This window comes from Aquirufa sp. ROCK2-A2 (assembly GCF_054558485.1).
In genome coordinates, this window is record NZ_JBPXKA010000010.1 from 1 (window position 1) to 26,075 (window position 26,075).

26 protein-coding genes and 1 tRNA gene are annotated in these 26,075 nt (G+C 35.3%); 17 read left to right on the forward strand and 10 right to left on the reverse strand.

Going from position 1 to position 26,075, the window contains the following annotated elements:
- Positions 1–52 precede the first annotated feature (52 nt).
- Positions 53–1,249 carry an IS256 family transposase gene (locus V7S76_RS11570; protein WP_459508595.1) on the reverse strand — a complete coding sequence of 399 codons (1,197 nt, stop codon included), beginning with the start codon at positions 1,247–1,249 and terminating at the stop codon, positions 53–55.
- Between the two features lie 289 nt (positions 1,250–1,538).
- Here V7S76_RS11570 and V7S76_RS11575 point away from each other — a divergent pair.
- The 3 genes from V7S76_RS11575 (at position 1,539) to V7S76_RS11585 (ending at position 2,314) form a co-directional block, all read left to right on the forward strand.
- A tRNA-Asn gene (locus V7S76_RS11575) sits at positions 1,539–1,612 on the forward strand.
- A 71-nt stretch (positions 1,613–1,683) separates the two neighbouring features.
- Positions 1,684–1,998: a nucleotidyltransferase family protein gene (locus tag V7S76_RS11580; RefSeq protein ID WP_459510267.1), complete on the forward strand. Its 315-nt coding sequence runs from the start codon at positions 1,684–1,686 to the stop codon at positions 1,996–1,998.
- On the forward strand, positions 1,985–2,314 hold the full coding sequence (locus V7S76_RS11585; RefSeq protein ID WP_459510268.1) for a HepT-like ribonuclease domain-containing protein: 330 nt from the start codon (positions 1,985–1,987) through the stop codon (positions 2,312–2,314). The genes V7S76_RS11580 and V7S76_RS11585 overlap by 14 nt, the downstream gene beginning before the upstream one ends.
- Positions 2,315–2,431: 117 nt before the next feature.
- On the opposite strand, the gene V7S76_RS11590 is transcribed toward V7S76_RS11585, so the two are convergent.
- Positions 2,432–2,779 carry a winged helix-turn-helix transcriptional regulator gene (locus V7S76_RS11590; RefSeq protein ID WP_459510269.1) on the reverse strand — a complete coding sequence of 116 codons (348 nt, stop codon included), beginning with the start codon at positions 2,777–2,779 and terminating at the stop codon, positions 2,432–2,434.
- Positions 2,780–2,943: 164 nt separating this feature from the next.
- Between V7S76_RS11590 and V7S76_RS11595 the strand changes: the two genes are divergently transcribed.
- On the forward strand, positions 2,944–3,627 hold the full coding sequence (locus tag V7S76_RS11595) for a LamG domain-containing protein (RefSeq protein WP_459510271.1): 684 nt from the start codon (positions 2,944–2,946) through the stop codon (positions 3,625–3,627).
- Positions 3,628–3,783: 156 nt separating this feature from the next.
- On the opposite strand, the gene V7S76_RS11600 is transcribed toward V7S76_RS11595, so the two are convergent.
- On the reverse strand, positions 3,784–4,146 hold the full coding sequence (locus V7S76_RS11600; protein WP_459458660.1) for a MerR family transcriptional regulator: 363 nt from the start codon (positions 4,144–4,146) through the stop codon (positions 3,784–3,786).
- Positions 4,147–4,255: 109 nt separating this feature from the next.
- On the opposite strand from V7S76_RS11600, the gene V7S76_RS11605 reads away from it, so the two are divergent.
- Both V7S76_RS11605 and V7S76_RS11610 read left to right on the forward strand, forming a co-directional pair.
- Complete coding sequence (locus V7S76_RS11605) at positions 4,256–5,071, forward strand: SDR family oxidoreductase (RefSeq protein ID WP_459510272.1); 816 nt, start codon at positions 4,256–4,258, stop codon at positions 5,069–5,071.
- Positions 5,072–5,074: 3 nt separating this feature from the next.
- Positions 5,075–5,569, forward strand: a complete 495-nt coding sequence (locus V7S76_RS11610) for a hypothetical protein (protein WP_459510273.1) — start codon at positions 5,075–5,077, stop codon at positions 5,567–5,569.
- Positions 5,570–5,756: 187 nt separating this feature from the next.
- Here V7S76_RS11610 and V7S76_RS11615 read toward each other — a convergent pair whose 3' ends face one another.
- Complete coding sequence (locus tag V7S76_RS11615; protein WP_459510274.1) at positions 5,757–6,203, reverse strand: DinB family protein; 447 nt, start codon at positions 6,201–6,203, stop codon at positions 5,757–5,759.
- A 206-nt stretch (positions 6,204–6,409) separates the two neighbouring features.
- Here V7S76_RS11615 and V7S76_RS11620 point away from each other — a divergent pair, with 206 nt between their 5' ends.
- The 6 genes from V7S76_RS11620 to V7S76_RS11645 all read left to right on the forward strand — a co-directional run bounded on the left by V7S76_RS11620 (position 6,410) and on the right by V7S76_RS11645 (position 10,966).
- Positions 6,410–6,604 carry a hypothetical protein gene (locus V7S76_RS11620; RefSeq protein ID WP_459510275.1) on the forward strand — a complete coding sequence of 65 codons (195 nt, stop codon included), beginning with the start codon at positions 6,410–6,412 and terminating at the stop codon, positions 6,602–6,604.
- Between the two features lie 2 nt (positions 6,605–6,606).
- Entirely contained in the window at positions 6,607–7,065 is a 459-nt protein-coding gene (locus V7S76_RS11625; RefSeq protein WP_459510276.1) for a hypothetical protein, read from the forward strand.
- Between the two features lie 438 nt (positions 7,066–7,503).
- A complete protein-coding gene (locus V7S76_RS11630; RefSeq protein ID WP_459510277.1) occupies positions 7,504–8,367 on the forward strand; it encodes a dienelactone hydrolase family protein in 864 nt (287 codons plus the stop codon).
- Positions 8,368–8,636: 269 nt separating this feature from the next.
- Positions 8,637–9,761, forward strand: coding sequence for a dienelactone hydrolase family protein (locus V7S76_RS11635; protein WP_459510278.1), 1,125 nt, complete (start codon positions 8,637–8,639; stop codon positions 9,759–9,761).
- An 89-nt stretch (positions 9,762–9,850) separates the two neighbouring features.
- On the forward strand, positions 9,851–10,204 hold the full coding sequence (locus V7S76_RS11640; protein ID WP_459510279.1) for a VOC family protein: 354 nt from the start codon (positions 9,851–9,853) through the stop codon (positions 10,202–10,204).
- Positions 10,205–10,417: 213 nt separating this feature from the next.
- A complete protein-coding gene (locus tag V7S76_RS11645; protein ID WP_459510280.1) occupies positions 10,418–10,966 on the forward strand; it encodes a GNAT family N-acetyltransferase in 549 nt (182 codons plus the stop codon).
- Between the two features lie 102 nt (positions 10,967–11,068).
- Here V7S76_RS11645 and V7S76_RS11650 read toward each other — a convergent pair whose 3' ends face one another.
- Positions 11,069–11,785 (reverse strand): SDR family NAD(P)-dependent oxidoreductase, encoded by a 717-nt coding sequence (locus tag V7S76_RS11650; protein WP_459510281.1) that lies wholly within the window; start codon positions 11,783–11,785, stop codon positions 11,069–11,071.
- Positions 11,786–12,065: 280 nt separating this feature from the next.
- Positions 12,066–12,746 (reverse strand): ABC transporter ATP-binding protein, encoded by a 681-nt coding sequence (locus V7S76_RS11655; protein WP_459510282.1) that lies wholly within the window; start codon positions 12,744–12,746, stop codon positions 12,066–12,068.
- Positions 12,747–13,914: 1,168 nt separating this feature from the next.
- Between V7S76_RS11655 and V7S76_RS11660 the strand changes: the two genes are divergently transcribed.
- Positions 13,915–14,355, forward strand: coding sequence for a DinB family protein (locus V7S76_RS11660; protein ID WP_459510284.1), 441 nt, complete (start codon positions 13,915–13,917; stop codon positions 14,353–14,355).
- A gap of 421 nt (positions 14,356–14,776) precedes the next feature.
- Positions 14,777–18,178, forward strand: coding sequence for a glycosyl hydrolase (locus V7S76_RS11665; protein WP_459510286.1), 3,402 nt, complete (start codon positions 14,777–14,779; stop codon positions 18,176–18,178).
- 80 nt (positions 18,179–18,258) lie between these two features.
- On the opposite strand, the gene V7S76_RS11670 is transcribed toward V7S76_RS11665, so the two are convergent.
- Complete coding sequence (locus tag V7S76_RS11670) at positions 18,259–18,870, reverse strand: beta-class carbonic anhydrase (protein ID WP_459510287.1); 612 nt, start codon at positions 18,868–18,870, stop codon at positions 18,259–18,261.
- A gap of 266 nt (positions 18,871–19,136) precedes the next feature.
- Positions 19,137–19,640, reverse strand: a complete 504-nt coding sequence (locus V7S76_RS11675) for a GNAT family N-acetyltransferase (RefSeq protein ID WP_459510288.1) — start codon at positions 19,638–19,640, stop codon at positions 19,137–19,139.
- A 309-nt stretch (positions 19,641–19,949) separates the two neighbouring features.
- Between V7S76_RS11675 and V7S76_RS11680 the strand changes: the two genes are divergently transcribed.
- The 3 genes from V7S76_RS11680 (at position 19,950) to V7S76_RS11690 (ending at position 22,490) form a co-directional block, all read left to right on the forward strand.
- The gene (locus V7S76_RS11680) at positions 19,950–21,077 is read left to right on the forward strand and encodes an acyltransferase family protein (RefSeq protein WP_459510289.1); all 1,128 of its coding nucleotides are present in this window, start codon (positions 19,950–19,952) and stop codon (positions 21,075–21,077) included.
- 342 nt (positions 21,078–21,419) lie between these two features.
- Positions 21,420–22,115: a hypothetical protein gene (locus V7S76_RS11685; protein WP_459510291.1), complete on the forward strand. Its 696-nt coding sequence runs from the start codon at positions 21,420–21,422 to the stop codon at positions 22,113–22,115.
- Positions 22,116–22,124: 9 nt separating this feature from the next.
- Complete coding sequence (locus V7S76_RS11690; RefSeq protein ID WP_459510293.1) at positions 22,125–22,490, forward strand: hypothetical protein; 366 nt, start codon at positions 22,125–22,127, stop codon at positions 22,488–22,490.
- A gap of 37 nt (positions 22,491–22,527) precedes the next feature.
- On the opposite strand, the gene V7S76_RS11695 is transcribed toward V7S76_RS11690, so the two are convergent.
- The gene (locus V7S76_RS11695; RefSeq protein ID WP_459510295.1) at positions 22,528–23,094 is read right to left on the reverse strand and encodes a hypothetical protein; all 567 of its coding nucleotides are present in this window, start codon (positions 23,092–23,094) and stop codon (positions 22,528–22,530) included.
- A gap of 56 nt (positions 23,095–23,150) precedes the next feature.
- Positions 23,151–26,048 (reverse strand): triple tyrosine motif-containing protein, encoded by a 2,898-nt coding sequence (locus V7S76_RS11700; RefSeq protein ID WP_459510297.1) that lies wholly within the window; start codon positions 26,046–26,048, stop codon positions 23,151–23,153.
- Between the last annotated feature and the right edge of the window lie 27 nt (positions 26,049–26,075).

Here is a 26,075-nt window from a genome sequence, read left to right on the forward strand (position 1 = left end):
GACACTATCCCATAAACTGTGTAAGTAAAAAACAGGGGCTTCGGATTTGCTTTTAAATTCGGAGCCTTTTTTCAAATATAGCCAAAAATTGATTCAAAATAATTCCCCAGTTGTGAATTGGCATACCCCATTTCTTGGTGGCTTCGTTGATTGCTAAATAAACGGACTTCATTAGTGCGTCATCTGTGGGAAACGAGAGCTTATTTTTGGTGTACTTACGGATCTTTCCGTTCAGGTTTTCAATCAGATTCGTCGTGTAAATAATCTTTCTAATTTCGAGAGGAAAATCAAAAAAGACGGTTAGTTCATCCCAATTGTCTTCCCAAGAGCGAATAGCGTAAGGATATTTCTTACCCCATTTAAGGCTAAAGTCTTTGAATGCGGCTTCAGCTGCTTGTTTGGTAGGAGCATCATATATGTGTTTCATATCGCGCGAGAACTCTTTTTTATCCTTCCAAACCACATAGCGACAAGCATTGCGAATCTGATGAACAACACAAATTTGCGTTTGAGATTCAGGAAAAACTGCTCGGATTGTTTGCGTGAAACCGTTTAAGTTATCTGTTGCCGTAATTAGGATATCCTCAACGCCACGGGCCCTTAAATCCGTTAATACCCCCATCCAGAAGCTTGAACTCTCATTTTTTCCTAACCACATTCCAAGTACCTCTTTGCGTCCGTCTCGATTTAATCCAATGGCTAAGTAGACTGTTTTGTTTACGACCTTGGAATTCTCTCGAACCTTAAAAACAATCCCATCCATCCACACCACTAAGTATACCGCATCAAGTGGGCGATTCTGCCAGGCGATAGAATCCTCCACAATTCGCTCTGTGACACGTGAAATAGCCGAGGTAGATAGTTCGAACTGATAGATCTCTTTAATCTCTTGTTCGATGTCACTCACGCTCATTCCTTTGGAATAAAGCGAAACAATGAGGTTTTCAACACCTGTAGAATACCTGCTTCGTTTAGGAACCAGTATAGGATCAAAGCTGGATTCTCGGTCTCGTGGAACCTCAATTTGGGTTTCTCCAAATTCAGTTTTAATCACCTTTTTCTGCGTGCCATTACGAGCATTAGAACTAGGTGTTTTTTCGTACTTGTCGTAGCCCAAATGAGCATCAAGTTCTCCTTCAAGAATCTTCTCCAAGCCTCGCTTGTGAATATCTCGTAAAAAAGCTTGGAGTTCTTCTCCAGTCTTAAGTTGCTTTAAGAAAGCATCTGTTAATGAATCTTGTGTTTTCAATTCCATCTCATTAATGTTTAAATGTAAAAAAAAAATAGTGAAGGCCGAAACCAACACTATTTTTCACTTACACACTTTTTGAGATGGTGCCGTAATAATTATAAGTTGTAGTGTATGTGTTATTAGTTATTAATATATCTAACTGATAATTAAGAGATTAAACTGTAAATAATTCATAATTCATACTTCGTACCTCATAATTCATACTTCATAATTCATAATTTTTTCCTTTAGTGCTTGCAAATTTAGAAATCTCCTCCTATTTTTGCAGTCCCAATAGGGAAGAAACTCCTTCTTAGCTCAGTTGGTTAGAGCACATGACTGTTAATCATGGGGTCCCTGGTTCAAGCCCAGGAGAGGGAGCAAACAGGAAAGTCATCAGAAATGGTGACTTTTTTTGTGTTAAGTCAAATTAAATTTCTAATTTTCCTCAAATGCATGCTGAGAAAATACATACGAAACAAGATTTATTAGAAGTGCTATTTCAACATGGCGCTACGATAAAGTCGTATGGGGTAAGCAGCTTGGGTTTATTTGGTTCGTTTATCAATGGAACATACACAGAAGAAAGTGATATAGATTTCTTGGTTGACTTTGAGCCATCGAAAAAGAGTTTTGACAATTTTATGGACTTGTCCTTTTTTTTAGAGGATTTATTAGGTCGAAAAGTGGAATTAGTGACAACTCAGTCTTTGAGTAAATTTATAGGGCCACATATATTAAAGGAGGTACAAGATGTCAGCCTCTAATCTAGAATTGGTTCGCCATATCTTGGTGGAAACCACATTTATTTTACAGCATACCGAACAGAAATCTAAAGAAGAAGTTATCAACGATGAAGTTCTTTGCCGTGCCGTTGTGCGTAGTTTGGAAATAATAGGCGAGGCAACCAAAAAGTTGGATGATGAATTTAAGTCAATCCACAATCATATTGAGTGGAAAAAGATAGCAGGAACAAGAGATAAATTAATTCATGACTATTTCGGCATTGATTACGATATTGTTTGGAATATCATTGAAACTAAAATTCACTATTTAGACTATTTTTTGAAGGAGTTGGTATAAATTTTGGTTGTAACATCCGACAAAAGGGGGAGCCACACTGGACAAGCCATTCGTCAGCTGACGAATGGCTTTTTCTTTGTCTATCAGTGAGTTAGGCTAGTTGTATCATTCTAAAAATCAAGTAAATTCTTTAATGATCTTTTTAGCAGTATAAGTACTACCCCAATTTGCAAGTTCGTGTAATAATGGGAGTAACGATTTGCCAGCGTTAGTTAAAGAATATTCTACTCTTGGCGGCATTTCAGTGAATTCAATTCTTTGAATCAATCCATATTGCTCTAATTCTCTCAATTCACCGGACAATACTTTATTTGAAATCGATGGTATGATTTGGTTTAGTTTCCCAAATCGAATTGTCCTGTCTCCAATACAGTTTAGTATGATGGGCTTCCATTTACCTCCAATGATACTTATTGTGCGAGTTACGGGGCAATTTAATGGGTTGTCGATAAATTTGCTACTCATAATTGGGTTACCTCTTGGTTACTTGTATTTACTAAATTAGTTACGAATGTATACCATTTGAAATAGATTTGTAAAAAAAATATAAAATGAAAAATTACATACAGATTATCAGTTTTTTATTAATTAAGCTCGTTTTTGTTTCCTCCGTTTTTGCTCAAACAAAATTGACTTTAGGGAAACAAGTTTTTGAATTACATAACGTGACAGGATCAATCATTAGGTTTCAAGGTGAACCTGTCCTTAAAATTGAAAGAGATTTAAACTCTTTGCCATTCGACCCAAATAGATTAGAGGCTACTGTAGATGAAAAACATTATGCAAAATTAGTTGGATTAAATGATTTTGAAAATGGAATCATAGAGATTAAGATGTACAGTCAAATTCAAGATCCATCCCCTTTTGCAGGAGCTGCCGGTTTTATTGGTTTGTATTATCGAATAGCTGCAAACGATTCTGCGTTTGAGTCAATTTATTTGCGACCTAAAGCAGGAAGAGCTCCCAATCAAATGCATAGAAACCACGCTGTGCAATATTTTTCTTATCCGGATGCAAAATTTGAAACACTTAGAAAAAATTATCCTCCTGGCTCGTATGAGGGTTCAGCACCAGTTGCTTTAAAAGAATGGATAACAATGAGAATAGAGGTAAATGGAGAAACGGCCGAAATGTTTATTAACAATATGAAATATTCTTCTTTCATCGTTGATAAAATGTTGGGTAAAGTTAAAAAAGGAGGAGTTGGACTTTATGTTGATATTGCGACAGTTGGATACTTTAAGGATTTGAAAATAATAAAAAGACCTTATAAAGCTCCAATTAAGAAAGAAGTAAAACAGGAAGGTATTTAAACTCTCTGTCAATTTACACGAAGTTCAACCCTTCAATTTCCTAATAGTCACATACTCAATCATCGCATTATTTTGCATCTTTCGTCTATAAGGGGAGCGAGTAAAAAGATAAAAGGGTTATACTTTGATAGTATGGCCCTTTTTTTATTCATAAGTCTAACACCTGTCATTTACCACGTCATCCTTGAACTGAAGTATCTGTTTCTTCATCTCCTTAATCTCCTTAATCTTCTGTTCCAAAGAAATTAACTTGTCATCAAGAATTTCAAGTTTTTGTTTCTTGGTATATTTCCTGCTATACCAGGCGTCAATGATTTGACCTATTTCTTTAATGGTAAATCCAACCGATTTGGCATCACTAATGAACTCCAATTTTTCAACGGTTACCTCATCATAGTGAAAGTAATTATTCGATTTGACTGATTCATCTTGTTTGCCCTCAATCAACCCTGATTTTTCATAAAATCGGATTGTGTGGATTGAGATGCCTGTTTTTTTGGATAGCTCGTTTATTAACATATCACAAATATAGGGTGTTGAAAAATAAATATCAACTATAGACTATGCTCTACTGTTGTAGGTTTAAAATTATCACAATATGTTTGTGAATCAAACAAATAATTAGATAATGAGACAAACAATTTTAATTACAGGCGCAAGCAGTGGTATAGGAAAAGAAACAGCAAAATTCTTTCAATCAAATGGATGGAATGTTATTGCAACAATGAGAAATCCTGAAAACGAAACTGAATTGAATGGTTTGGAAAATGTTTTTGTGACGAAACTTGATGTATTGGATTTGGAATCAATCAACCAAGCAATTAGCAAGGGGATTGAAAAGTTTGGAGGAATTGAGGTATTGCTTAACAATGCTGGATATGGTGCTTACGGCCCATTAGAATCTTTTCCAAGAGAAAAAATTTTACGTCAATTCAATACCAATGTTATTGGACTTTTGGATGTTACTAGAGCTATTCTACCGCATTTTAGAGAGAACAAAAAGGGAATTGTAATGAACGTTTCCTCAATGGGAGGTAAAATGACTTTCCCATTAGGTTCATTATACCACGGGACAAAATTCGCTGTTGAAGGTATTTCAGAATCATTAAGATATGAGGTGGAACAATTTGGGGGGAAAGTTAAAATAATTGAACCCGGCGCAATAGCCACAGATTTTGCAGGTCGTTCTTTTGATTTTAATAATGATGAAAAGTTGAGTGCCTATCAAAATATTGTAGGTAAAATTATGGCAGCCTTCCCACAAATGATTAAAAATGCATCATCAACAAATGTGGTTACTGAAGTTATTTATGAGGCAGCAACAGATGGAAAAAATAGATTAAGATATATGGCAGGAAAAGACGCCAAACTTTACAATCTATTGAATAAGTTATTGGGGAATGGCTTCATATTCAAAATGAATAAAAAGTTTTTCAAATTGTAAGATATGAATCCGATTGTTAAATATTTTACTGGTGAAAGGTTAGAGAGCTTTTTGTTTTTGGGTTTGGGAATTTTAGGATTTGCCATAGCGATATTTTTTTATTTTATTCTCAAAACATCTTTTCTAAAAGGAGTTGCCATTCCCTTTCTTTTAGTTTCTTTTTTAGAAATAGTTGTGGGGGTAACTCTGATATATCGAAGTCCAAAGGATATAATAAGAGTTGAGACTTACTTATCTGAAAAAAATGAAATGATACAAGAAGAAGAGATTCCAAGGATGGAAAGTGTAATGCGAAATTTTGTAATTTTCAGGTATACTGAAATCACTTTGATAATAGTTGGTATTATACTAATGTATGGGTTTAGGCAAAATTTGCTATTGAATGGAATTGGATTAGGACTCTTTATTCAATCAAGCGTAGTCTTACTTTTAGATTTCTTTGCAGAACGAAGAGGTGAAGTCTATCTGGCCTATTTAAGGTCTATAATTGAAAATTGAAATAATTTCAAGAAGTTCAACCTTTTAATTTCCTAATTGCCACATACTCAATCAACGCATTATTTTGCATCTTTCGTCGGTAAGGGGAGCACAAATCAAAAAGAGGTCATTTCGACCTCTATTTTTGTTTAAAAACCATCACATCTTTCTTTAAAGAGACATTTTTTGTGGTTGCAACTTTCCAATATCAATAACTTGTTATTTGCTTTAAGTGGTGTTCCAAATGAACGACATAATCATCTACCAAATAGTGTAATGTAAGCAGGTTTCCCGCAATTAAACAGGTTCGGGATAAACTTTCCTTTGGCATATTTTCGATAAGGCTAATCAAATGTTTGTTGTATGTCAACCAAAATCCAATCAAATCTCTTGAGTCCATTTGTTGGTAATAACTAAATAGGTTCCAATTCTCTTGGTCATAAACAATTTCAGGATTAGGCTCAAATTGAGCTCTCACAAATCTTTGGTGGTTATTGGTTGCACTATCAATCAAATGGCCTAAAATCTCTTTTTTACTCCATTTGTTATTTTGTTCTTTATCCGAAAACACATTGTCATCAATCTGATTTAATAAATCAGGAATAATGTCACATAAAAATCGAAGCCTTTCAACAGAATTTGTAGCCGTATCCATTTAGTATTAGAATTGATTATTTACAAAGGTAATATTATACTTACGTCATTAAACTTCATTTTAGCCCTTTAATTTTCTAATAGTCACCTAACAAAGCTACATCTTTCGTTCATAAGGGGAGCAAACAGAAAAGTCATCAGAAATGGTGAATTTTTCGTTGTATTTTGGTTTGTTTGAAGGTATAAAAATTCATAGTATATTTGAACATGCCAAAATTAGATAGGACATACAGCACTTCTGGCAACCTTTTTAAACAAAAGGAAGAGGTTACTCATTATTTAGGATTGAGTAAAGAGGAAATTGGTAAAGTTTTCGCCTATTTAAATAGTGTTTCTTTTAATTATGCTATTGGTAATCCTCCCAAAATAGACAAAACTGCATTTTCAATGCGCAAGAATTAGTCATGGGAAATATTTTTCATTCAGATTTTCAAGAATTTTTATTAGCATTGAATAAAAATGAAGTCAATTATGTCTTAGTTGGAGGATATTCTGTTATTTATCACGGATTCCCGAGAACCACAGGAGACATTGATATATTTGTCGAAGTTTCAAAAACTAATTACAATAAATTGGCTCAAGCATTTGAACAATTTCAAATGCCTCTTTTTGACATGACAGAAGAGTCTTTTCTTCATCAATCCAATATTAATGTGTATACCTTTGGAAGACCTCCAGTATGCATTGAAATTTTGAAAGAAATCTCTGGATTTACTTTTCAAGAAATTTATAACAATGCATTGGATACTGTTTTTGAAGGAATCCCTATGAAAGTAATTCACATCAATGACCTGAAAAGAAATAAGGAAATAAGTGGTCGAGCCAAGGATTTAAATGATTTGGAAAATCTGTCTAAATTGTAAGAATTGGTTACAACATCTGACGAAAGGGGTAGTGAACGAGAAAGTCATCAGAAATGGTGAATTTTTTATTTTTTAATTCATCCCTATTTCCGCCCTCGATTTTGTCAAAATCACCAAAGATGCGGAGGCCTGGCTCATCAGCATCCGACATGCAGGCAATTGGATTTACTGTTTATCCGTCTTTTTTGAAGCGGATGGCCTTGCGCAATTCCAGAAATTTGGGACTTTGGTCGCATTTCAAGGGCAATGTTTTGGTTCTCAACTTTAAACCTTTATGTTTGAGTCTTTAAAATCCAGAGGGATTCACACCGTTTATGTAGTTCACGTTTGGAAAAAATAGATTTTTACACGCGTTTTGGCATGCAAAAAACAGGAAGTTCTTATGAGAAAAACCAAAAGCAATACATCCGAATGGAATTAACCTTTTAATCCAATCTTATGAAAATCACGCAAGAAATGATTCGTCTTTTTGATGAATATACACATAGACCACTTCGTCGGGATGAGTTTTTAAGCCAACTAGCCCGCCTCGCCGGAGGTACTGTCGCCGCTATGACCATTCTTCCCGCCCTGGAAGGAAGCTATGCCGCCAGCGCTCAGGTGTCCGAAGACGATCCCTCCATCCAGATTTCCACAGCTGAATTCCCATCGCCCCATGGTAAGATGAAAGGCTATTTAGTCCAACCGACCAATGCCAAAGGGCTCCTAGGTACCATCTTAGTCATTCATGAAAATAGAGGATTGACGCCTCATATTCAGGATGTTACGCGTCGAGTGGCGAAAGAAGGATTTATTGCTATGGGAATTGATGCGCTTTCATTGTTGGGAGGCACCCCGACAAACGAGGACGAAGGACGTGCGCTCATCGGCAAATTGGACCCCAAGCAAAATGTTGAAAACCTTCAAAGTGGTTTAGCCTTTTTACGGTCCTTGAAAAATTCGAATAAAAAAACGGGTGCGATTGGTTTTTGTTGGGGCGGTGGACTCGTGAATGACCTTGCGGTTGTGGATCCGGACTTAACGGTAGGGATTCCGTATTATGGCCGCCAACCGTCCGCAGACTCAGTCAGTAAGATCAAAGCTCATATGATGATGCATTATGCAGGCCTAGACGAACGGATTAATGCTGGCATTCCAGCATATGAAGCAGCATTGAAGGCCAGTCAGGTGGATTATCAGGTATTTGTCTATGAAGGAGCGCAGCATGCCTTTAACAACGATTCTTCCCCAGCACGTTACCAAGAAGCTACCGCTAAATTGGCCTGGAAACGCAGCATGGATTTCTGTAAAAAATTCCTGTAAAGGAGTTTTTTAATTATGAAATCAGGCCATATGATTATTTGAATTTGCAAGCTCAACCAATGAAAACGACTCCAACATTCCCCCTATTAAGGGAGCCAAAAAAATTAAGTAATCAGAAATGATGACTTTTTTGTTGTCTTTCAGTGAGTTAGGGTTTTGCGTTTTTTTTATTCTGTTAAAATTTATTAAAATATCAGGCATTTAATGGCAATGATATGATAGAGGGTCATTTAAGTATATTTTTGTTGACAATCATTTAATCATTCTCAATGAAAAATTTATTTGCCTCGTTATTTCTCTTTTTTTTGTTTAGTTGTTCAAATGAGAAAAAGACAGATTCTGAAATATACATAGCAGGTTTCAAGACCATTCAGTCAAAAGACACATCAAGAATTTATAAATCCAATTCTGATACTTCAGATTATTTACATTCCCGACCTCTTGATATTGATATATGGTATCCAGCGGTCGCTTCATCAAAAGATACTTCCCTTTATTTTAGAAACCTTTTGGGTCTATTAGAAACAAGAGCAAACTATTATACAGCTTCTACTGTTGGTAATGGGTTTGCAAAACAAATGGCGCAATTTTTTTGTGAATCCTTAAAATGTTCAGATTCATCAAAAGTCTTAAATTATAAAACGGATGCCTATAAAAATGCAACGCCAGCCAAGGGCAAATATCCATTGGTCATTTACCTTTCTTCTTTTAATGGGATGGGGTATGAAAATTTCACTATGCTTGAGCAATTGGCAAAGAAAGGATTTATCGTTGTTTCGATAAATTCTATAGGTAGGTTCCCCGGCGATATGACAATGAAAAATGAAGACTTATTGGAACAAGTTAATGATGCCATATCAACACTAAATGTATTGAAAGGGAGTGATAATATTGATTTTGATAGAATTGGGATAGTAGGTTATAGTTGGGGAGGTTTGGCAGGTTCTATTCTTGCAAATAGGATACCTCACGCATCTTGTTTGATTTCACTTGATGGTTCAGAGTATCATCATTACGGGACTGAAAAAGAAGAGGACAAAGACTTTAATGGAATAAGTAGTAGCGTAGAATTCACTAAAATGAAACTTTCTATCCCTTACCTTCGATTGGAAAGTGCACCACAAGGGAATATTGGAAACAAAGAGTCTGTCTATGATTTTTCTCAAAAGCTCTCGGTGAAACCTCAAATAATAGTAATTGATTCGGCCAAACACGAAGATTTTGGCTGTTTAGTTAATCTTGTAAAAAAGACAGGAAATTGTAAACCTCAATCACAATATGATATAATTTCAAGGCTAACGATAAGTTATTTGGAAGAGAAATTACAAAACCACAAAACCTTTACCAAGGTCATTGAAGAAGAAACTACAAGAAAAACTATTCGCAAGAAGTAGCTTGATTCAAAGATTAGAAAGAACGCATTTCTTGTAAACTTGCCCGAAGTTCAACCTTTGATATTGTATCAAGCAAATTATAAAATAAAATGACATACAAAGCTTTATTTCTTAGCCCAATGATACCTTCAACTAATCTTTCGGAAACGTTAAGTTTTTTTAGAGACACGTTGGATTTCTCAACCGTTATGGAAAATGAAGCCTACATAGTTTGCCATAAAGACAATCTAACTATTCACATTTTAAAGGCAGGACAAGAGATAGGAGAAATGGAATTGTACTTGGAAGTAGACAATGTTGATGCCCTATGGTCTAAAATCAAAGAAAGATTAACTGATTTAAAATTTAAGGAGCCATTTAATCAAGACTATGGTATGCGAGAAATACATATATGCATTCCACATACAAAGGCTCTTTTATTCATTGGCCAAAAGCTGCCCTAATTTTGACTCTTGATTCAATATAATACTTCCTGCAAGTTTGCACGATGCTTATCCCTTCAATTTCCTAATGGTCACCTACTCAATCATCGCATTATTTTGCATCTTTCGTCTGTAAGGGGAGCCACAAAGAACAAGCCATACATCAGCTGAAGGATGTCTTGTTCTTTGTCTATCAGTGAGTTTGGGTTTTGCATCTTTTGCTATATTTGTTTTATGAATTCAATTATAAGTACTGAAAGATTAAATCTTAGACATTGGGTTGAAAGTGATATAACATCTCTCATACAAATGAACAAAGACGAAGATGTTATGAGGTACTTTCCTTCCATAATGTCAGATGATGAATCTATTAGTTTTTATGATAGAATATATAAGCACTTTTCAGATTATGGTTACGGGTTATTTGTTGTTGAAGAAAAAGTATCAAATAAATTCCTGGGATATACTGGTTTTATGATGGCTCAGTTCGAATCCTCTTTTACACCTTGTGTTGAAATTGGTTGGAGATTTAATAAAGAAAATTGGGGAAATGGATTTGCTACAGAAGCAGCAAAAGCTTGCTTGGAATATGGATTTTCTAAGCTCAATTTTACAGAAGTACATTCATTTACTTCGGTTCTTAACAAGAAATCTGAAGCTGTAATGCAAAGAATAGGAATGAATAAAGTCGGGGAATTTAACCATCCTAAAGTCTCTATTGATAGCCAGCTAAGGCAGCACGTAAACTATAGCATTAAAAATGACAACCCTTCTTTTTCCTAATAGTAACATACTCAATCATAGGATTATTTTGCATCTTTCTAGGAAAAGGGGAGCAGATATAAATTTAAAAGGGTTATACTTTGATAGTATGACCCTTTTTATTTAAACCCTTTTAAGAATTGAAAAGGGTATTACTTTTAATAAGAGGGCGATTAACCCCCACCTCTTGGTGATATAAACAACCTTTCGCTTTTGTTTTAAAGCTTTAAATATTTGTTCAGCAGCTTTTTGAACAGGAGCTATCCAAAAAAGACCTTCGCCTTTCGCCATTGGAGTATTAACAAATCCAGGACGTACATCAGTAATCGTGATGCTTGAACTATACTCTTTTATATTTATTCTCAACCCCTCCAAATAATTTATTTGATACGCTTTTGTAGCATTGTATGAAGGGGCAATTCCATTTCCCCTGATTCCAGCGATAGAACTAATGTTAACAAGATGGCCATATCCTTGTTGTTTAAAATATCTCAGACCCCAGTCAGCCAAACACGTAAATCCCTGAATATTCGTTTTGATTACACTATTCTCAATATCAAAAATTAAATTATTATTCTCCTCGCCGATTCCTGCTGAAATAATCAATAAATCCAAGCCACCCATTTGACTCACCAATTCATTACAGATTGGCTCTAAAGTTGATAAATCCTGAACATCCATTTTCTTAAAGAAAATTCGACAGGTCTCTTGGGTCTTAATAGATTGAAATAATTCCTCACGTCTACCAGTTACTCCCACTTCATACCCTTCAAGCAAAAGTAACTCAGCCATTGATTTGCCGATTCCACTTGTTGCTCCTATGATAATAGCTTTTTTCATTTTCATAAAATTAGATAAACCTGTTATGAATGCCAACTTCTTGTAAAATTGCACGAAGTTCATCCCTTCAATTTCCTAATCGTCACCTAATTGTGCATCGCATTATTTTGCACCTTTCGTCTGTAAGGGGAGCACAAATCAAAAAGAGGTCATTTCGACCTCTTTTTTTGTTTAAAAACCATCATGTTTTTCTGTAAAGGGATATTTTTTGTGGGTGCTTCTTTTCTAATTTAAACAGAAGTTTTTCAGCAAATTTGCAACCCAATGGCATTTCTTGGCTTTAAAGTAGTCCTAATTTTTCAATTCTATTTCCAACGGTCATTTGTTTCATTTCCATTTCTAGCGATTGAAAGTCTTCTCTTTGAACGGATTTTACAATACTCCCTTCACTTAGCAAATTGATTTCGTCGCAGGTATCACTTAAGGTGGAGAAAATATGAGATGATATAATAACAGTCTTTCCGAGCTTTTTTAAGGTATGAATAATCTCTGTTAAGAGAATGTTACTTTCTATGTCAACTCCGTTAAAAGGCTCGTCAAGTATAAAGTATTCATTACGTTGTAATAAAATGGCTGTTAATGCTAACTTCTTCTTCATTCCTGTTGAATATGTCGTTGCATATTGATTTAATGGTAAGTCAAAGATGTTTCTACTTTCAATATCATTTATTGGTATCTTCCTCGCATTACAAAGCAATTGGATATACTCTTTCCCTGTAATTTTTTCAAAAAAGAACGGCTCTGTAAGTAATAAGCCAAGATGATTTTTTAGTGGATTGTGGCTAGAATTTATAATCCCGTCATACTTTTCTAATCCTGCTATACACCGAAAAAGAGATGTTTTTCCAGCCCCATTTTTACCTACAATCCCATAAACTTTTCCTTCATCAAATTCGATATTGATATTTTTTAGAATAATATGATTTCCATAACTCATCGTTAGATCTTGAATTGTTATCATTTCAATATGTTTTTAAGACGTTTTTCGGCTTTATAAAATAAGATAGGAGTTAAAATTAAAAGCATTGGAGGGAGAGTTAAGCAAAGCGCTAGAAGTATCCCATTGGGGATATTTATTTCATTTGGGTATGAGGAATACTTGGTTACTATGGTGCAAATTACCCAGCCCCAACCAATTAGCAAGAAGATGAAGAGGAGGCCTATACTTTGTTGGAAATAGAATGAAAGTAATACCACTATTGGAATTGCGAGTGCCGAGGAGTATAGGAGTGCTGTTTTTACTTTATTTAGTAAGAAGTTTCTCGGATTGAGACTGTAGTTCCAAACAAAGTATTCGTTTTCTGTGGATAAATAGAAACTACATGATGAGCCAAAAACAATCATCAATGAGCATATACCTAAATTGAAGTTATTTACGTTCCCAGCAATGATGACAAGTGCATACGCTATTATAAATAAAGGGAAAGTATTTCTATACCCAGATGTAAATTCAAATGGCCTTTTAGAAAAAGGGGTATAAATGGTGTAATTGAAAGTAGTACGAAAATGTAAAAGCGCTAAAATTATTGATAAAAGTAAATTGAATACGATGGGTATTATAAGTTGCTTGTAAAGTAAAAATGATACGAATGGTATGGTGCAAATGAGATTTTCAGCTATTCTAATTTTTTTAAATTGCTTGTCACTAAAACAAATAGTTAAAAATTCACATCGCCGTGTTTCTGAAAGTCTTCCAACAAGATTTAGGTAGAGAAACGGATATATATATACTGCAAATTCTGTGGTTTTGAATAGATAAGTTGAGAGGAGATAAAAACCTATTGTTAAAATGAAATAGGCGAATATTGGCACAACTCCGGCATCCCGGAACCGACGATTTGTCATAGTAAATTGAAGTGCAAAATATTCTTTCATTTATTATTTTCCTTATATCAAGGATTATAAGGTGTAAAATAAAAGAATTAAAGAGAATACTTCCCTATAAATTATATTAAAGGAGTATTTCAATTATGAAATCAGGCCCTATGGTTACTTGTATTTGTAAGCTCAAACAATGAAAACGACTGCAACTTCCGACAAGAGAGGGAGCAAAAATGATAAAAAGGTTATAATTTTATCGTGTAACCTTTTTTATTTGCATAAAAATCAAACTCAAAATTATTAAAGTTGTGAAAGAAATCTTTAAAGACCTTTTGGCACAAAATATTCTCTCAAATAGTTTTTCTTTGAATATGATTGATAAAGAGAATATTTCTAAAAAATTAAATGAACAAACCTCTTCTGTGGGGTTCATTTACAGGCATATCGGAGAAACGATGCTCATGTTTGGGTATTTTTTCGGGATTCCAAGTGAGATTCCAAATACTACAATGGGCCAACAAGACGATGGTCAAGGCAAAGATTTTGAGGAAAGTAAAGAACTAATGGAAAAAGGGTATAAAATGTTAGAAGACATCATAGAAAGTACTTCAAATGCAGGTTGGTCAGAAATAATTGAAACGCCATTTTTTGGAGCGGTGTCCAAAGCTAAATTGTTTGCTCATATTCTTTATCATAATTCTTATCATTCTGGTCAAATAGGGCTTGCAATCAAGAAAGGGTTAAAATAATTTTCAACCCTTTAATTTCATGATTCTCACCTACTCAATCATCGCATTATTTTGAATTTTTCGTTAATAAGGGGAGCAACAATGATAAAAAGGTTATACTTTTAAAGTGTAACCTTTTTAAATTTTATGAATATGCTAGCTCAATTCTTTAAAAAGTACCGAAATGAAGTCATCGTGGGTGTACTTTTGTTTCTCTTTTTGATTTTCAGAGATGTGATTAAGACCTTTTTGTAAGACAAATCTGTAGGCATTTTAACCCTATAATCTTGTTGTTTATCTCCTCCCAAAATTATTTCCTCTGGGTTTTCATTTTTTCGAGTACGATTGATCAATTGTATCTATTTCTTCTAATTTAAAGCTAATCGTCTAATCTAAAGGGTATTTTAAAATTGTTCTATATATTACGCAAAAAATAAATAATATGTTAAAGTGTAACCAAGAAACACGTATGCGAATAGGGTTTTTAATTTTGTGTTTACCTTTCTTACTTCATGCTCAAAGCGATATAGGGTTAAAAGAGGGATTTATAAATCCGCCACAATCAGCTAAGCCCATTGTTTGGTGGCATTGGACAGGAAGTAATGTGACGAAGGAGGGTATTAGTAAAGATTTGGCTTGGATGAAGCGAAGTGGAATCGGAGGGTTTCAGGCCTTTGACGTATCAATCGGCGGTGGGCAAACGATTGACACGAAAGTGAAATACCTTTCGCCTGAATGGCTCGCTTTGATTAAGCATACGGCGGATGAGGCGGAACGCTTGGGTCTAGATATGACCATGTTTACTGCGGCCGGCTGGTCTGAAACCGGAGGAACTTGGGTCAAACCCCAAGAAGCGATGAAAAAACTGGTTTGGAGCGAAAAAAAGGTAAAAGGCGGACAGGTTTTCAATGGGGTATTGCCTATGCCGCCAATTTCCAATGGCCCTATTCGGGATTTTCCTAAGCGCAGTGCTATTGCTTCAGACCCAACCTTCTATGGGGATCAAAAGGTGTTAGCATTTAAAACCCCCGGAAAATCTGGAGAAGAATTGAAACCTAAAATCACGAATCAACATGGGGATGCGATTTCTGAAGGACCTTTATTGGATACAGATTTATCCACAAAAATTTCCATGGAAGTGCCCAAACCTGACAAGCCCATTTACCTACAATTCGAATACGAAAAACCATTTAAAGCACGCTCATTTTCCTTTGCCATGTTGGGTAATACGGCCTACCCAAGCACTTATATAAGGGCAGGATATGTCCAAATGAGTGATGACGGCATTAATTTTAAAACGCTTTTTCCTTTGCCGGGGCCTCAGCATGATATCCGCGCTTTACCCGTTAGGACCATTACATTTCCGGAGGTCACCGCTAAATTTTTTAGGGTTGTTTTTACCCCAGGAAATGGAAATTCAACGGTGGGGGGGCCAGATGATTTTGGTGGATTTAGGCAACCAGCGACGGCTCCTACCTCTTTCGATATTTCAGAAGCAATTTTTAGCACGGTGGCTAAGATAAACCGTTGGGAAGACAAAGCCAATTTCGGCCCTATGTTTACGTTCGAGGAGTTAAAGACACCCACCGTCCCCGATACCGATGTCATTAAAACGAATGAGGTCATTGACTTAACCTCAAAAATGAAGCAGGATGGAAGCTTAAATTGGATTGTTCCTGCGGGGAATTGGACCATTATGCGTTTCGGATATTCTCTTACGGGCGCAAAAAATAGTCCCGCAATGCCAGAGGCGACAGGATATGAGGTGGACAAATTGAGTAAATCACATTTGGAATCCTATTTAAGTCAATGGCTCAACCCAATCAAAGCAGCTGTTGGAAAAAATTTCGGCAAAAGCCTGAAGTTTTTTTTGATTGATAGTTATGAATCAGACGCACAAAATTGGACGGAAAATATGTTGTCCGAATTTAAGTTGAGAAGGGGCTATGATCCAACTAAATTTTTACCTGCATTGGCGGGTAAAATAGTTCAATCTGCCGAGGTCAGTGATCGTTTTCTTTGGGATTTTAGATTGACATTCTCTGAATTGTTGGTCGATAATCATTATGCCGCGATAACTGAATTTGCACATAAGGAAGGAATCAAAACCTATGGGGAAGTTGCGGGGATTTCCATGCCGATTATTCAAGATGCCTTAAAAACAAAAAATGCAGTGGATATTCCCATGGGGGAATTTGGGATGGGTCGGGGGCTGGGAAGCGACAAGAATTGGACAACCCCATCTGATTTGGAAATTCAAAAAGCGTATGGCGGAGCAAATGAGCGCTTAAATGCTCATCAATCCGATGTGCGGGAAGCGGCCTCAGCCGCCCATATCTACGGGAAAAAAGTAGTTGCCGCTGAGGCTTGGACTGGCGGTGGATATGAATCGCCTGGTGACATGAAATTTATTGGGGATTATTGGATGACCCAAGGTATAAATCAAATCGTATTTCATACCTCGGCCCATCAGCCTTTGGAAACCAAACCAGGGAATGTTATGGTGGGTACCCATTTTCACAGGAATATTACATGGGCGGAACAGGCCAAACCTTTTGTAAATTATTTATCGAGGAATCAATTTTTATTACAACAAGGCCGATCTGTAGCTGATATTGCCTATTATCTAGGGGAAGATATTCCTGCGGTTGTTCCATATTGGGAAAAACAAAAAAATGAAGCGCCGGAAGGCTATGATTATGATTATGTCAATGCAGAAATTTTAAACCGTTTTGAGGTGGAGAATGGTGATTTGGTATTGCCTAATGGAATGCGGTATAAGGTATTGGTTTTGCCTGAAAAACATACAATGACATTACCTATCTTGAATAAATTAACTTCCTTAGTTAAGCAGGGAGCAAAAATTGTAGGAACCAAACCGGAAAAATCACCCAGCTTAATGGGCTATCCTGGAGATGATCAAGCGATTAACAGACTCGCCAATGAATTATGGGGGCCGGCTGATGGGAAATATATTTATCAGGCCAATTATGGACAAGGAAAAATATTTAATAATGCACCCCTTAAAGGAATTTTTGGGCAATTTAATGTGATGCCTGATGTTGCCTATACGAAACCAAATTTGGATACCAAGCTTTCTTGGATTCATCGAAAAACGGCGGAAGCGGAAATTTATTTTGTATTAAATGTTCGTAATCATCCGGAAGATTTGTTAGTCAATTTCCGCGTGGAAGGAAAAAAGCCTGAATTATGGTATTCAGATTTAGGTATTTCAAAGCCTGTTTCGTTTAAAATGGAAAATGGCTCAACACAAATAAAATTACATTTAGGAGCCCAGGAGTCCGTATTTGTGGTCTTTAAAGAAGTGGAAGATCAAAAGGTATTTGAGATAGTTGACATGAAACCGATGGAAATATTGCAGGTGAATCATACTTGGAATGTAAGCTTTACGGAAAACATAAAGGAGCCGATTTCATTGCTTATCGATCCACTTGTTTCATGGTCAAATCGTCCAGAGGAAGGTATTAAGTATTTTAGTGGAACAGCGACCTACAAAAATGAATTTGAATTGACTCAAAGCCTTGTTGGGAAAAATATATTGTTGGATTTAGGTAAGGTAAAAGATATAGCCACCGTAATTGTGAATGGGAAAGAGTTAGGGACTCTTTGGAAATTACCCTATCAAATTGACATTTCAAAGGCTGTCATTATCGGCAAAAATACCTTGGAACTGAAAGTGACGAATCAATGGGACAACCGCATCATTGGTGATAAGACATCGTCAAAAGAACAAAAGGTGCTTAGCTTTATTCCTACGTTTGGCGTAAGTCAAAAATTAAAGGATTCTGGGCTCTTGGGGCCAGTCGTTTTGAAATTGCAGTAGAGAGGCCTCTAAATAATGTTTTAGCGGAAAATCAAAAAGAGGTCATTTCGACCTCTTTTTGATTTTCTTGATTCCATGTATTAACTAGCTCTGCCCACTTTCGTTGCCTCAGGAATTTCTATTAATTTTCCAGATTTAACATCGTAAATATAACCGTAAACTGGAATGTATGAAGGCACTAATGGGTGTGATTTTATTCTTTTCACATCATCAATAATACTTTCTGTTTGATTGCTAATGGTCAAGAAAGAAATGTGCTTAGCTTCATTTGAGCCGCCCTCTTCAGTAACATTTTTCCACCCATTTTCGTCAACCGAAGCAGTTGATAGACTTTTGGATAATAAATCACGGATAATTTCGTCAGTAAAATATTCCATCCCGCAATCGGTGTGATGAATAACAAACCATTCGGCGGTTCCCAGTAATTTGTGAGAAATCACTAATGAACGAATCGCATCATCGCTTGCCCTGCCACCTGCATTTCTGATTACGTGTGCATCACCTTCGGATAAACCAGCGTATTTGGCAGGGTCTAAACGTGCGTCCATACAGGTTAATATAGCAAATTGACGACTCGGAGGTAAGGCTAAATTGCTTTTTTCACCAAAAGACTCGGCATAATTAAGATTTGCGTCTAATACTTCCTGATGTACTTTGCTATTTTCTTGTTGTAAAAGTTCTTTATTTTTCATTGTTTTTGTTTTTTGTAAATGTACGTCCATTAACCACGAAATTATGATTTGTTTAATTTTATTTTTCCAAAAATGAAATTTTTTACTTGATATTTAAACATGTTAACGCCCCCATATGGATTGAACTTCTTCCAATTTGACAGGTAGTTCAACCCTTCAGTTTCCTATTAGTCACCTACTCAATCATCGCAGGGTTTTGCATCTTTACCATTGTAAATTTGGGCTTTTATTGAAGAGACGCAAACTTGTCTTAATTAATGACTTGATTACTTGTCGTTAAGTATTGTTGAGTACATCTCTAGTATCTCATCATTTTCTAGGTGGGTTTTTTCAAAAAGAAGCCCTAACTTTTTTAAAAGTTGAATGGAATTTTCATTATCACTTTTTGTAATTGCTATTATTTTACCTGTTCTATTTCGTTTGAGTTCCTCCAAATAAGTTTTTGTTGCTTCAAATGCATATCCTTTTTTTGCATATTGAGGTAACATGGCAAAACCAATATCAGGAGAATCGTGATTTTCACGAAAAAGAAATGTAACTATCCCAATGGGTGTGTTAGTGTCTTTTATTTCGAATACATTGTAAAAAAATTTATCGTTTGATAAAATTCTTTGGATATAATCAGTGGCAGACTTTACGTCTTTAATATTTCTATCTCCAATAAATTGAATCCAACCTTTGGTATTTAATAATTGAATAATAAAATCAATGTCCTTAATCATCAAAGGTCTAATACATAGCCTCTCCGTTTCTAGGGATAAATTCATCATGTAATATCAACATTTTTTATTAACCGATTGAAATGATCTCACTTTCTTTTATTTCCCTGATATTCACCTACTCAATCATTGGATTATTTTGCATCTTCCGTAATGAAAGGGAGTTAAGCCATTCGTCTGCTAACGATGCCTTGTTCTTTTTCTATTTATAAGTTAATAGAGGGAATCTTTTTATGAGAAAATGAATTAGTTATAACTTTATTCGCCCATCTTAATTTATATTGGATGAGAATAATTATGTAGGCTAAATCATAGGTTTGTCAATTGAAAAATAATTCAACATAAGGCGTTTAAACAATAATGGAAAAACAAAAAATATATTTCCCAAACCTAAACGGTCTAAGATTTATGGCTGCTTTTTTAGTAATCATTCATCATATTGAGCAGTTAAAATCAATGTTTAATTATGCCAATTATTGGGATTCCGTGCCATTCATAAAAATCATAGGTAAACTTGGTGTTGTATTGTTTTTTGTATTGAGCGGGTTTTTAATCACCTATCTAATTTTATCGGAAGAAAACTCGTTTAAGAAAATTAGTATACGCAATTTCTACGTACGTAGAATTTTACGTATTTGGCCTTTGTATTTCTTAATTATCATTTTGACTTTTTTAGTTTTGCCCAATATTAGCCTATTTACTTTTCCAAATTATGGGAAAGAAGTGGTTTATTCACACCTCTATTTAAAGTTGTTTTTATACGCGATATTTTTTCCCAATCTTGTTTTACCTCTAATAGGCATTGTTCCATACGCCTTTCACACCTGGACGATTGGTACAGAAGAACAATATTATCTCGTTTGGCCTGTCATCTTGAAATACATTAAAAAATACAGAATAGCTGTAATGCTTTTTATTATCTTCTCCTATTTAGCATTTGGAAAAATATTAACAATGCATTATTCCGACTTTCTACCTTACAAAAATGTAATTTTTGCCTTTTGGGCATCGTTTAATATTGACTGCATGGCTATAGGCGGGTTTTATGCCATATTGCTATTCCAAAAAAACAAATGGCTTAAATTAATTCAAAACAATACCGTTTTTTATATAACCATATTTTTTACATCCTTTTTGATGATTAAAGCGGTCTATATACCCAAAATCCATTATGAATTTTATTCTGTTCTCTTTGGAATTATTATTTTGAACTATGCTTCCAATGATAAAATTGGAATATCTCTTGAAAATAAGGTCTTCAACTATTTAGGAAGTATATCATACGGTTTATATATGTATCATCCTATTGCCATCGTTTTAGCATTGGTTTTATGTAGCTCAATTGGATATTTAACAAATTGGCTCATTTATCCGATTACTTTTATCTTGACTATAATTATAGCAGGACTTTCTTACAAGTATTTAGAAGTGTTTTTTCTCAAGTTTAAAGAAAAATTTACGAGTGTTTTAACTGGAAATTGGGCTTAACATAAACTTACCGCTCAAGGGGAATAATTTTTTGGATACAAGACGTAGAGAAATTAAATTTCCCCTATTTATTTTGCTAAGGTCCTTCGACAGGCTCAGGAAACGAGCTCAGCCAAACGGTATTTATTCTATTTTAGAGCATTTAAAGGAAATTGCGGTTAATCCGACGAAAAAAAACAAAGGTTGAATGACGCCATTCGAATGTTGAGATAACATTTGAATAGTTTAACCCATTCCTGAGCGTATCGTCATCTATTCAATCATCGCATTCTTTTTCCTTTTTTTGACTTTTCTTTAATTAACTTTACGACTCATTTTGAAACAAAGGAATCTGTGTCCTATATGAATGATTTTTATCAACAACCCAAAATTCTAGTTTGGATAGAATCCATTTTTTTATTGTTGCTTGGCTTTTTTGCAGCGCTTTTGATTATTGAACAGGGCTATTCCCAACCACTCTATTATGCGGCATTTATTCTATATATTCCGATTAGCCAATTTCTATTTACTCCAATTTACACATTGACGGGAGGTTACACCTATTATTCGCCTATGCTGCTTGGTTATATGGCCAATGACAAGCAAATTGATTTGCACAGCGGAACTAGCTTTGACTATTTATTCGTCTTGAGAAAATATCCTTTAGGAACAGCTTTAAGAAATAGAATAATGATGTACCATGTAGAAGGACTATTAAAACTTATTCAATTAATGGAAAATAAGCGCCTACCACAAACTGTTAAGATCATCGGGACGTCTTATTTTTTTAATGAAAGAACATTACATCATTTGGGTTTTCAACTAGAAAAGCCTTCGAATTTCTACAGAATCAACCTATTACTCAATTTTATCGATTTATTTTGGATGTATTCTCTATCCAAAGGAAAGCTTGCTATTCCTGCCGTTTGGGATGCCAAAAAAGCATCGATCACTGGAGATGCGCTACTGACTCAGAAATCAAAGTTTGAAGGACTTTATCAACAACTTAAAGCTAAACAAGCTAATCATTTTGACTCCTTTTCCAGGAATAAATGCTAATTTCAACCTATGAAAAAACTAGCTTATATTTTCACCCTTCTTTTGTTGGTTTTTTCTGCCAAAGCTCAGGACAATATTCGTATCAGCTTCTTGAATGATTATAAGGATGTTTACCATCTCTCGCTAATTATTTATACACCAGATGGGAAAATTCAAACCCGAGTAAGTAACCTAAATCCGGACCAAGTCAAATCTTATTCTTTACCTGTTAATACAGAAATTTTTATTGCCGGTTGGAAACAAGAGGCGTTTGCAATGAAGGGAAACGATATTAATTCTACAGGTGTGAAACCTTATCTTGTACTAATAGATTCAGATGACAAGAAGGTCATTCAGTTAAGTTCGGTCGGTCAGAATAAACAATCAACTCTTTAAACGATAGTTCAATCATTGACCTACGCAATGATTTGCATCAATTGACCTTATCAAATACCGTCTTCCAGTTGCGCTCTTCTTCCCAAATATTGGATTTTGCTTTGGCCAAAACCGAAATAGACTTACCATCTTGGCTCAATTTCCAAACCTCCGTCACTTTGGTAAATGCCTGTCTGACTTCATTGACACGGTAAGGAGTGCCTGTCATAAAGTAAACAATGGAATTTATGGTCATCGTTTGGCCATCATTGGACAATTTTGCAGTATATGACTTTCGGTTTTCTTTGCTAAGAACAATTTGTCTTGTTTTACCGTCAAAGATTAGCTTCTCCCGACTTTTATCCGAGATGGCGTCTGAATCAGCATTCTCTATGCTAACATAATTTCCTTGCTCTACAATTTTCATGCTTTTGGCCACCATCCGATCGGCGGAGTTATATGAACAAAAAATATTACCACCTATACTGATAGGCTCTTTGGCTTTCCATTCGCCAGCAAAATGCGTGCGATTAGGACCTTTTTTGGGTTGAGCCTGTAAAGAGAAAATTATTATTCCTGTTAATAGAATAAGTAGGCTGGAGAAAACGTAACATTTAATTTTCATCTTTTTATGGGAATCCTTGAGACTTGCCAAAGTTAATACAAAATTTAGAAAGACACTTAGATAGAAATTAAATAATCGTATAAGCTGACTTCCGAGGCTAACAGAAGCTTTTTCCTCAATCGATAGCGAGAAATTTCAACTCCACGAACCGAAATACTAGATAATTGAGCAATTTCTTTCGTGCTTAAGTTCATTCTTAAATAGGCACTTAACTTTAATTCATTGTGTGATATATCGGGATGTTTCTCTTTTAAATGAATTAAAAAATCAGAGTGTGTCTTATCAAAATGAATGGAAAAATTTTCCCACTCTTTGTCCATATGATCTTCATGACTAACGGAATGGATTAACTTTTTCAGTTGCTTTAGCAGATGAGGATCTTGAATGTTTTTAGCCACATTGAGTAAATCATTTTTAATTTTAGCTAATAATTCATTCTTTTTGACAAGATGCATGGCTGAGGAGGCAATGGCACTATTTTGATGATTGATCTCTAATGCGAGTTTCTCATTTTGAAGTGCGACAATGTCATTTTCCGACTTTATTCTTTCTAATTCTTGAATTTTCAGCAATTGATCTCGCTCATTTTCAAATTGTTCTTGCTGCTTTTTAAATTTATTTTTTTGCCATTCCACTGTTTTAATAAAAGCCATAGTTAAAACAATAAAATACGCAAAAAGAGAATAATAGTTCAGGTACCAAGGCGGTAAAATCCTAAATTGAAATGGCGTAGGAACCGACTCGCTTCCAAAATTATTCCTAACCTTCACCTCAAACGTATATTCACCTGGGTTCAAATTGGTATATTCTTTTTCACTGCGTTTTTCCCATTCTGACCATTTAGCATCTAAGCCGATCAATCGAACACTGTACTCCACATTATCTTTGTCGCTATACACATGCGCCGAATAGGCAAAACGAAGCGTTTGACGAATGTGGTCAATTTGTCGGTTTGGACTTTCGGTCACCGCAACTCCTTGTTTATTAAATGAAGAATGACCTCCAAATAATACCTGATTCTCACCACCATTGATTTTTACCTGGCTAATATAGGTCTTCAATATTCTCTTCTTTTGCTTGTATTGGGAGTAGTTTAAATGGAACATGCCCGACTCACCAGAGATAAAAATATTTTCAGCATTAATAGGATAGACATTCTCAAAGCCGCTTAGTAATTTATTCGTTAGCTCAGGGATATAAATGACTTTGGGAGCGCCCTCTGTAAAATCGATGACTCCAAGTGATTTGTCATGCACAAACCAAACATTCCCTTCATTATCCTCTTTTAAATACCGCAAACTTTGATTGCCTAATAATTGCCGATAAACCTTATCCGCTACGAATTTGTCAAGTTGATCATGATAGCTATACACACCATTTTCAGTAGCTACAACGATTTTATTTCTTATTTTAAATAAGTGATTGTTGATGCTTGAAACCAGACCTCTTGATTTGTCATATTTCTTTACAATATATTCCCCTCTCGCTGTTGGATAAATTTTGAAGACCCCATGATAAGGATGTGAAACCCAAATCTGTTGCAATTCATCGATGGCGACATACCTAGACGATTCATAAAAATCTCGAATGGTTTTTTCCAAGAAAAGACTTGATTTGTTCTCTGAAAACAAGGAAATTCCTTGGTAATTCCCTGCAACAATGGAAGGTAATGCTTCACCAGTTGGTATCAATTGAAAATTCCAAAAACCTCTGCCTTTGCTAAAATGTAAGAGGCTATTTCCAGAAAGAACATAAGCTCCGGTGTGCATTCCGACAAATAAACGTTGATTCAACACTTCTAAATTCCAAACTTGACCTTCGGCCTTAGGCACCATAGAAAATCGGCCAATGCTAAAGCTGAGATCTTTTTTATTGGCTTCTAATGGGGTGGAATAGAGTCCGTTCGATGTCCCAATAAATAATTTATTCTGAAAAATCGCAGCAGCATAACCCGAGCCTCCTATGGCTAGGGGATTAATTAATTTAATTGCACTATTGTAGGTAACAAGCGACAATCCATTGTTGAGTCCAAACCACAAATTTTGCTCTTGATCAAAAAACACATGCAAGACATTATTGTCAAGCAAACCTTCCGTTTTAGAAAAGCGTTGAACAATTTGTAAGTTTTGATCTAAAATATAAACACCCGAACCGCTTGTACCAAAAGCATACCTGTTCCCATTTAGATAACTTGTTGAATAAATCCGATGCTGTTGTAATTCCGATAAAATAGGCGATTGAAGTTTCGTAATCTGACCCGATGCGGAAAAGCTAAATAGCCCATTTTTTAATGTGGCAATCAATATTTTTCCATTTATAGATGGTAAAATACCTGTGACAGGATCATCGATGGATAACTTTTGAATGGAATTCGGGGCCAATTCCTCGAAACGATTAAACTGAAATATCAATAAGCCCAATTGATAATCATGCGCATATAATTGACCATTCACCTCTTTTAAATAGGACCATTCTGAAAAGGCTGGATAGGTCTTAATGGAATGAAGATTATAGCTAAAAATTCTTGAACTAGAACGAAAAAACAGTTCTTTGCCAACTGTCGCAATATCCCACACATCTCCAAAATTTCGATCATTCTTAGGAATTAATTCCCTTAAAGAGTGAAAAACAAGTTCTCCGTTACTTTGTGGGAAAAAATAACCAATTTCATCTTGGCCACCTACATAGATCTTTTGATCTTTACTGACATGAACAGCCCGAACAATCGTTTTATTCGGCAAAGGATAAAGTGTCCAAGCATGTCCGTCAAATGCCAACAAGCCCTCATTGTTCGCCACGTAAATATGCCCATCTTTATCTTGATCAATTTCCCAATTCTGTAATCCTGCGGAGTATTCTTTTTTGGTGAAATTAGTGATATCAGGTAGCCCAATGGTGTTTTGGGCCATTGAGACAAGGGGAAATAGCCAGAATAAAACAATCCGTTTTATCATAATTATCTAATAATGACATAAAGCTAA

What these genes read in the sequence shown, in the direction of transcription:
- V7S76_RS11580 (WP_459510267.1), top strand. Translation starts at nt 1,684, where the DNA reads ATGCATGCTGAGAAAATACATACGAAACAAGATTTATTAGAAGTGCTA.
- V7S76_RS11585 (WP_459510268.1), top strand. Translation starts at nt 1,985, where the DNA reads ATGTCAGCCTCTAATCTAGAATTGGTTCGCCATATCTTGGTGGAAACC.
- V7S76_RS11590 (WP_459510269.1), bottom strand. Translation starts at nt 2,779, where the DNA reads ATGAGTAGCAAATTTATCGACAACCCATTAAATTGCCCCGTAACTCGC.
- V7S76_RS11600 (WP_459458660.1), bottom strand. Translation starts at nt 4,146, where the DNA reads ATGTTAATAAACGAGCTATCCAAAAAAACAGGCATCTCAATCCACACA.
- V7S76_RS11605 (WP_459510272.1), top strand. Translation starts at nt 4,256, where the DNA reads ATGAGACAAACAATTTTAATTACAGGCGCAAGCAGTGGTATAGGAAAA.
- V7S76_RS11610 (WP_459510273.1), top strand. Translation starts at nt 5,075, where the DNA reads ATGAATCCGATTGTTAAATATTTTACTGGTGAAAGGTTAGAGAGCTTT.
- V7S76_RS11615 (WP_459510274.1), bottom strand. Translation starts at nt 6,203, where the DNA reads ATGGATACGGCTACAAATTCTGTTGAAAGGCTTCGATTTTTATGTGAC.
- V7S76_RS11620 (WP_459510275.1), top strand. Translation starts at nt 6,410, where the DNA reads ATGCCAAAATTAGATAGGACATACAGCACTTCTGGCAACCTTTTTAAA.
- V7S76_RS11625 (WP_459510276.1), top strand. Translation starts at nt 6,607, where the DNA reads ATGGGAAATATTTTTCATTCAGATTTTCAAGAATTTTTATTAGCATTG.
- V7S76_RS11630 (WP_459510277.1), top strand. Translation starts at nt 7,504, where the DNA reads ATGAAAATCACGCAAGAAATGATTCGTCTTTTTGATGAATATACACAT.
- V7S76_RS11635 (WP_459510278.1), top strand. Translation starts at nt 8,637, where the DNA reads ATGAAAAATTTATTTGCCTCGTTATTTCTCTTTTTTTTGTTTAGTTGT.
- V7S76_RS11640 (WP_459510279.1), top strand. Translation starts at nt 9,851, where the DNA reads ATGACATACAAAGCTTTATTTCTTAGCCCAATGATACCTTCAACTAAT.
- V7S76_RS11645 (WP_459510280.1), top strand. Translation starts at nt 10,418, where the DNA reads ATGAATTCAATTATAAGTACTGAAAGATTAAATCTTAGACATTGGGTT.
- V7S76_RS11650 (WP_459510281.1), bottom strand. Translation starts at nt 11,785, where the DNA reads ATGAAAAAAGCTATTATCATAGGAGCAACAAGTGGAATCGGCAAATCA.
- V7S76_RS11655 (WP_459510282.1), bottom strand. Translation starts at nt 12,746, where the DNA reads ATGATAACAATTCAAGATCTAACGATGAGTTATGGAAATCATATTATT.
- V7S76_RS11665 (WP_459510286.1), top strand. Translation starts at nt 14,777, where the DNA reads ATGTTAAAGTGTAACCAAGAAACACGTATGCGAATAGGGTTTTTAATT.
- V7S76_RS11670 (WP_459510287.1), bottom strand. Translation starts at nt 18,870, where the DNA reads ATGAAAAATAAAGAACTTTTACAACAAGAAAATAGCAAAGTACATCAG.
- V7S76_RS11675 (WP_459510288.1), bottom strand. Translation starts at nt 19,640, where the DNA reads ATGATGAATTTATCCCTAGAAACGGAGAGGCTATGTATTAGACCTTTG.
- V7S76_RS11680 (WP_459510289.1), top strand. Translation starts at nt 19,950, where the DNA reads ATGGAAAAACAAAAAATATATTTCCCAAACCTAAACGGTCTAAGATTT.
- V7S76_RS11685 (WP_459510291.1), top strand. Translation starts at nt 21,420, where the DNA reads ATGAATGATTTTTATCAACAACCCAAAATTCTAGTTTGGATAGAATCC.
- V7S76_RS11690 (WP_459510293.1), top strand. Translation starts at nt 22,125, where the DNA reads ATGAAAAAACTAGCTTATATTTTCACCCTTCTTTTGTTGGTTTTTTCT.
- V7S76_RS11695 (WP_459510295.1), bottom strand. Translation starts at nt 23,094, where the DNA reads ATGAAAATTAAATGTTACGTTTTCTCCAGCCTACTTATTCTATTAACA.
- V7S76_RS11700 (WP_459510297.1), bottom strand. Translation starts at nt 26,048, where the DNA reads ATGATAAAACGGATTGTTTTATTCTGGCTATTTCCCCTTGTCTCAATG.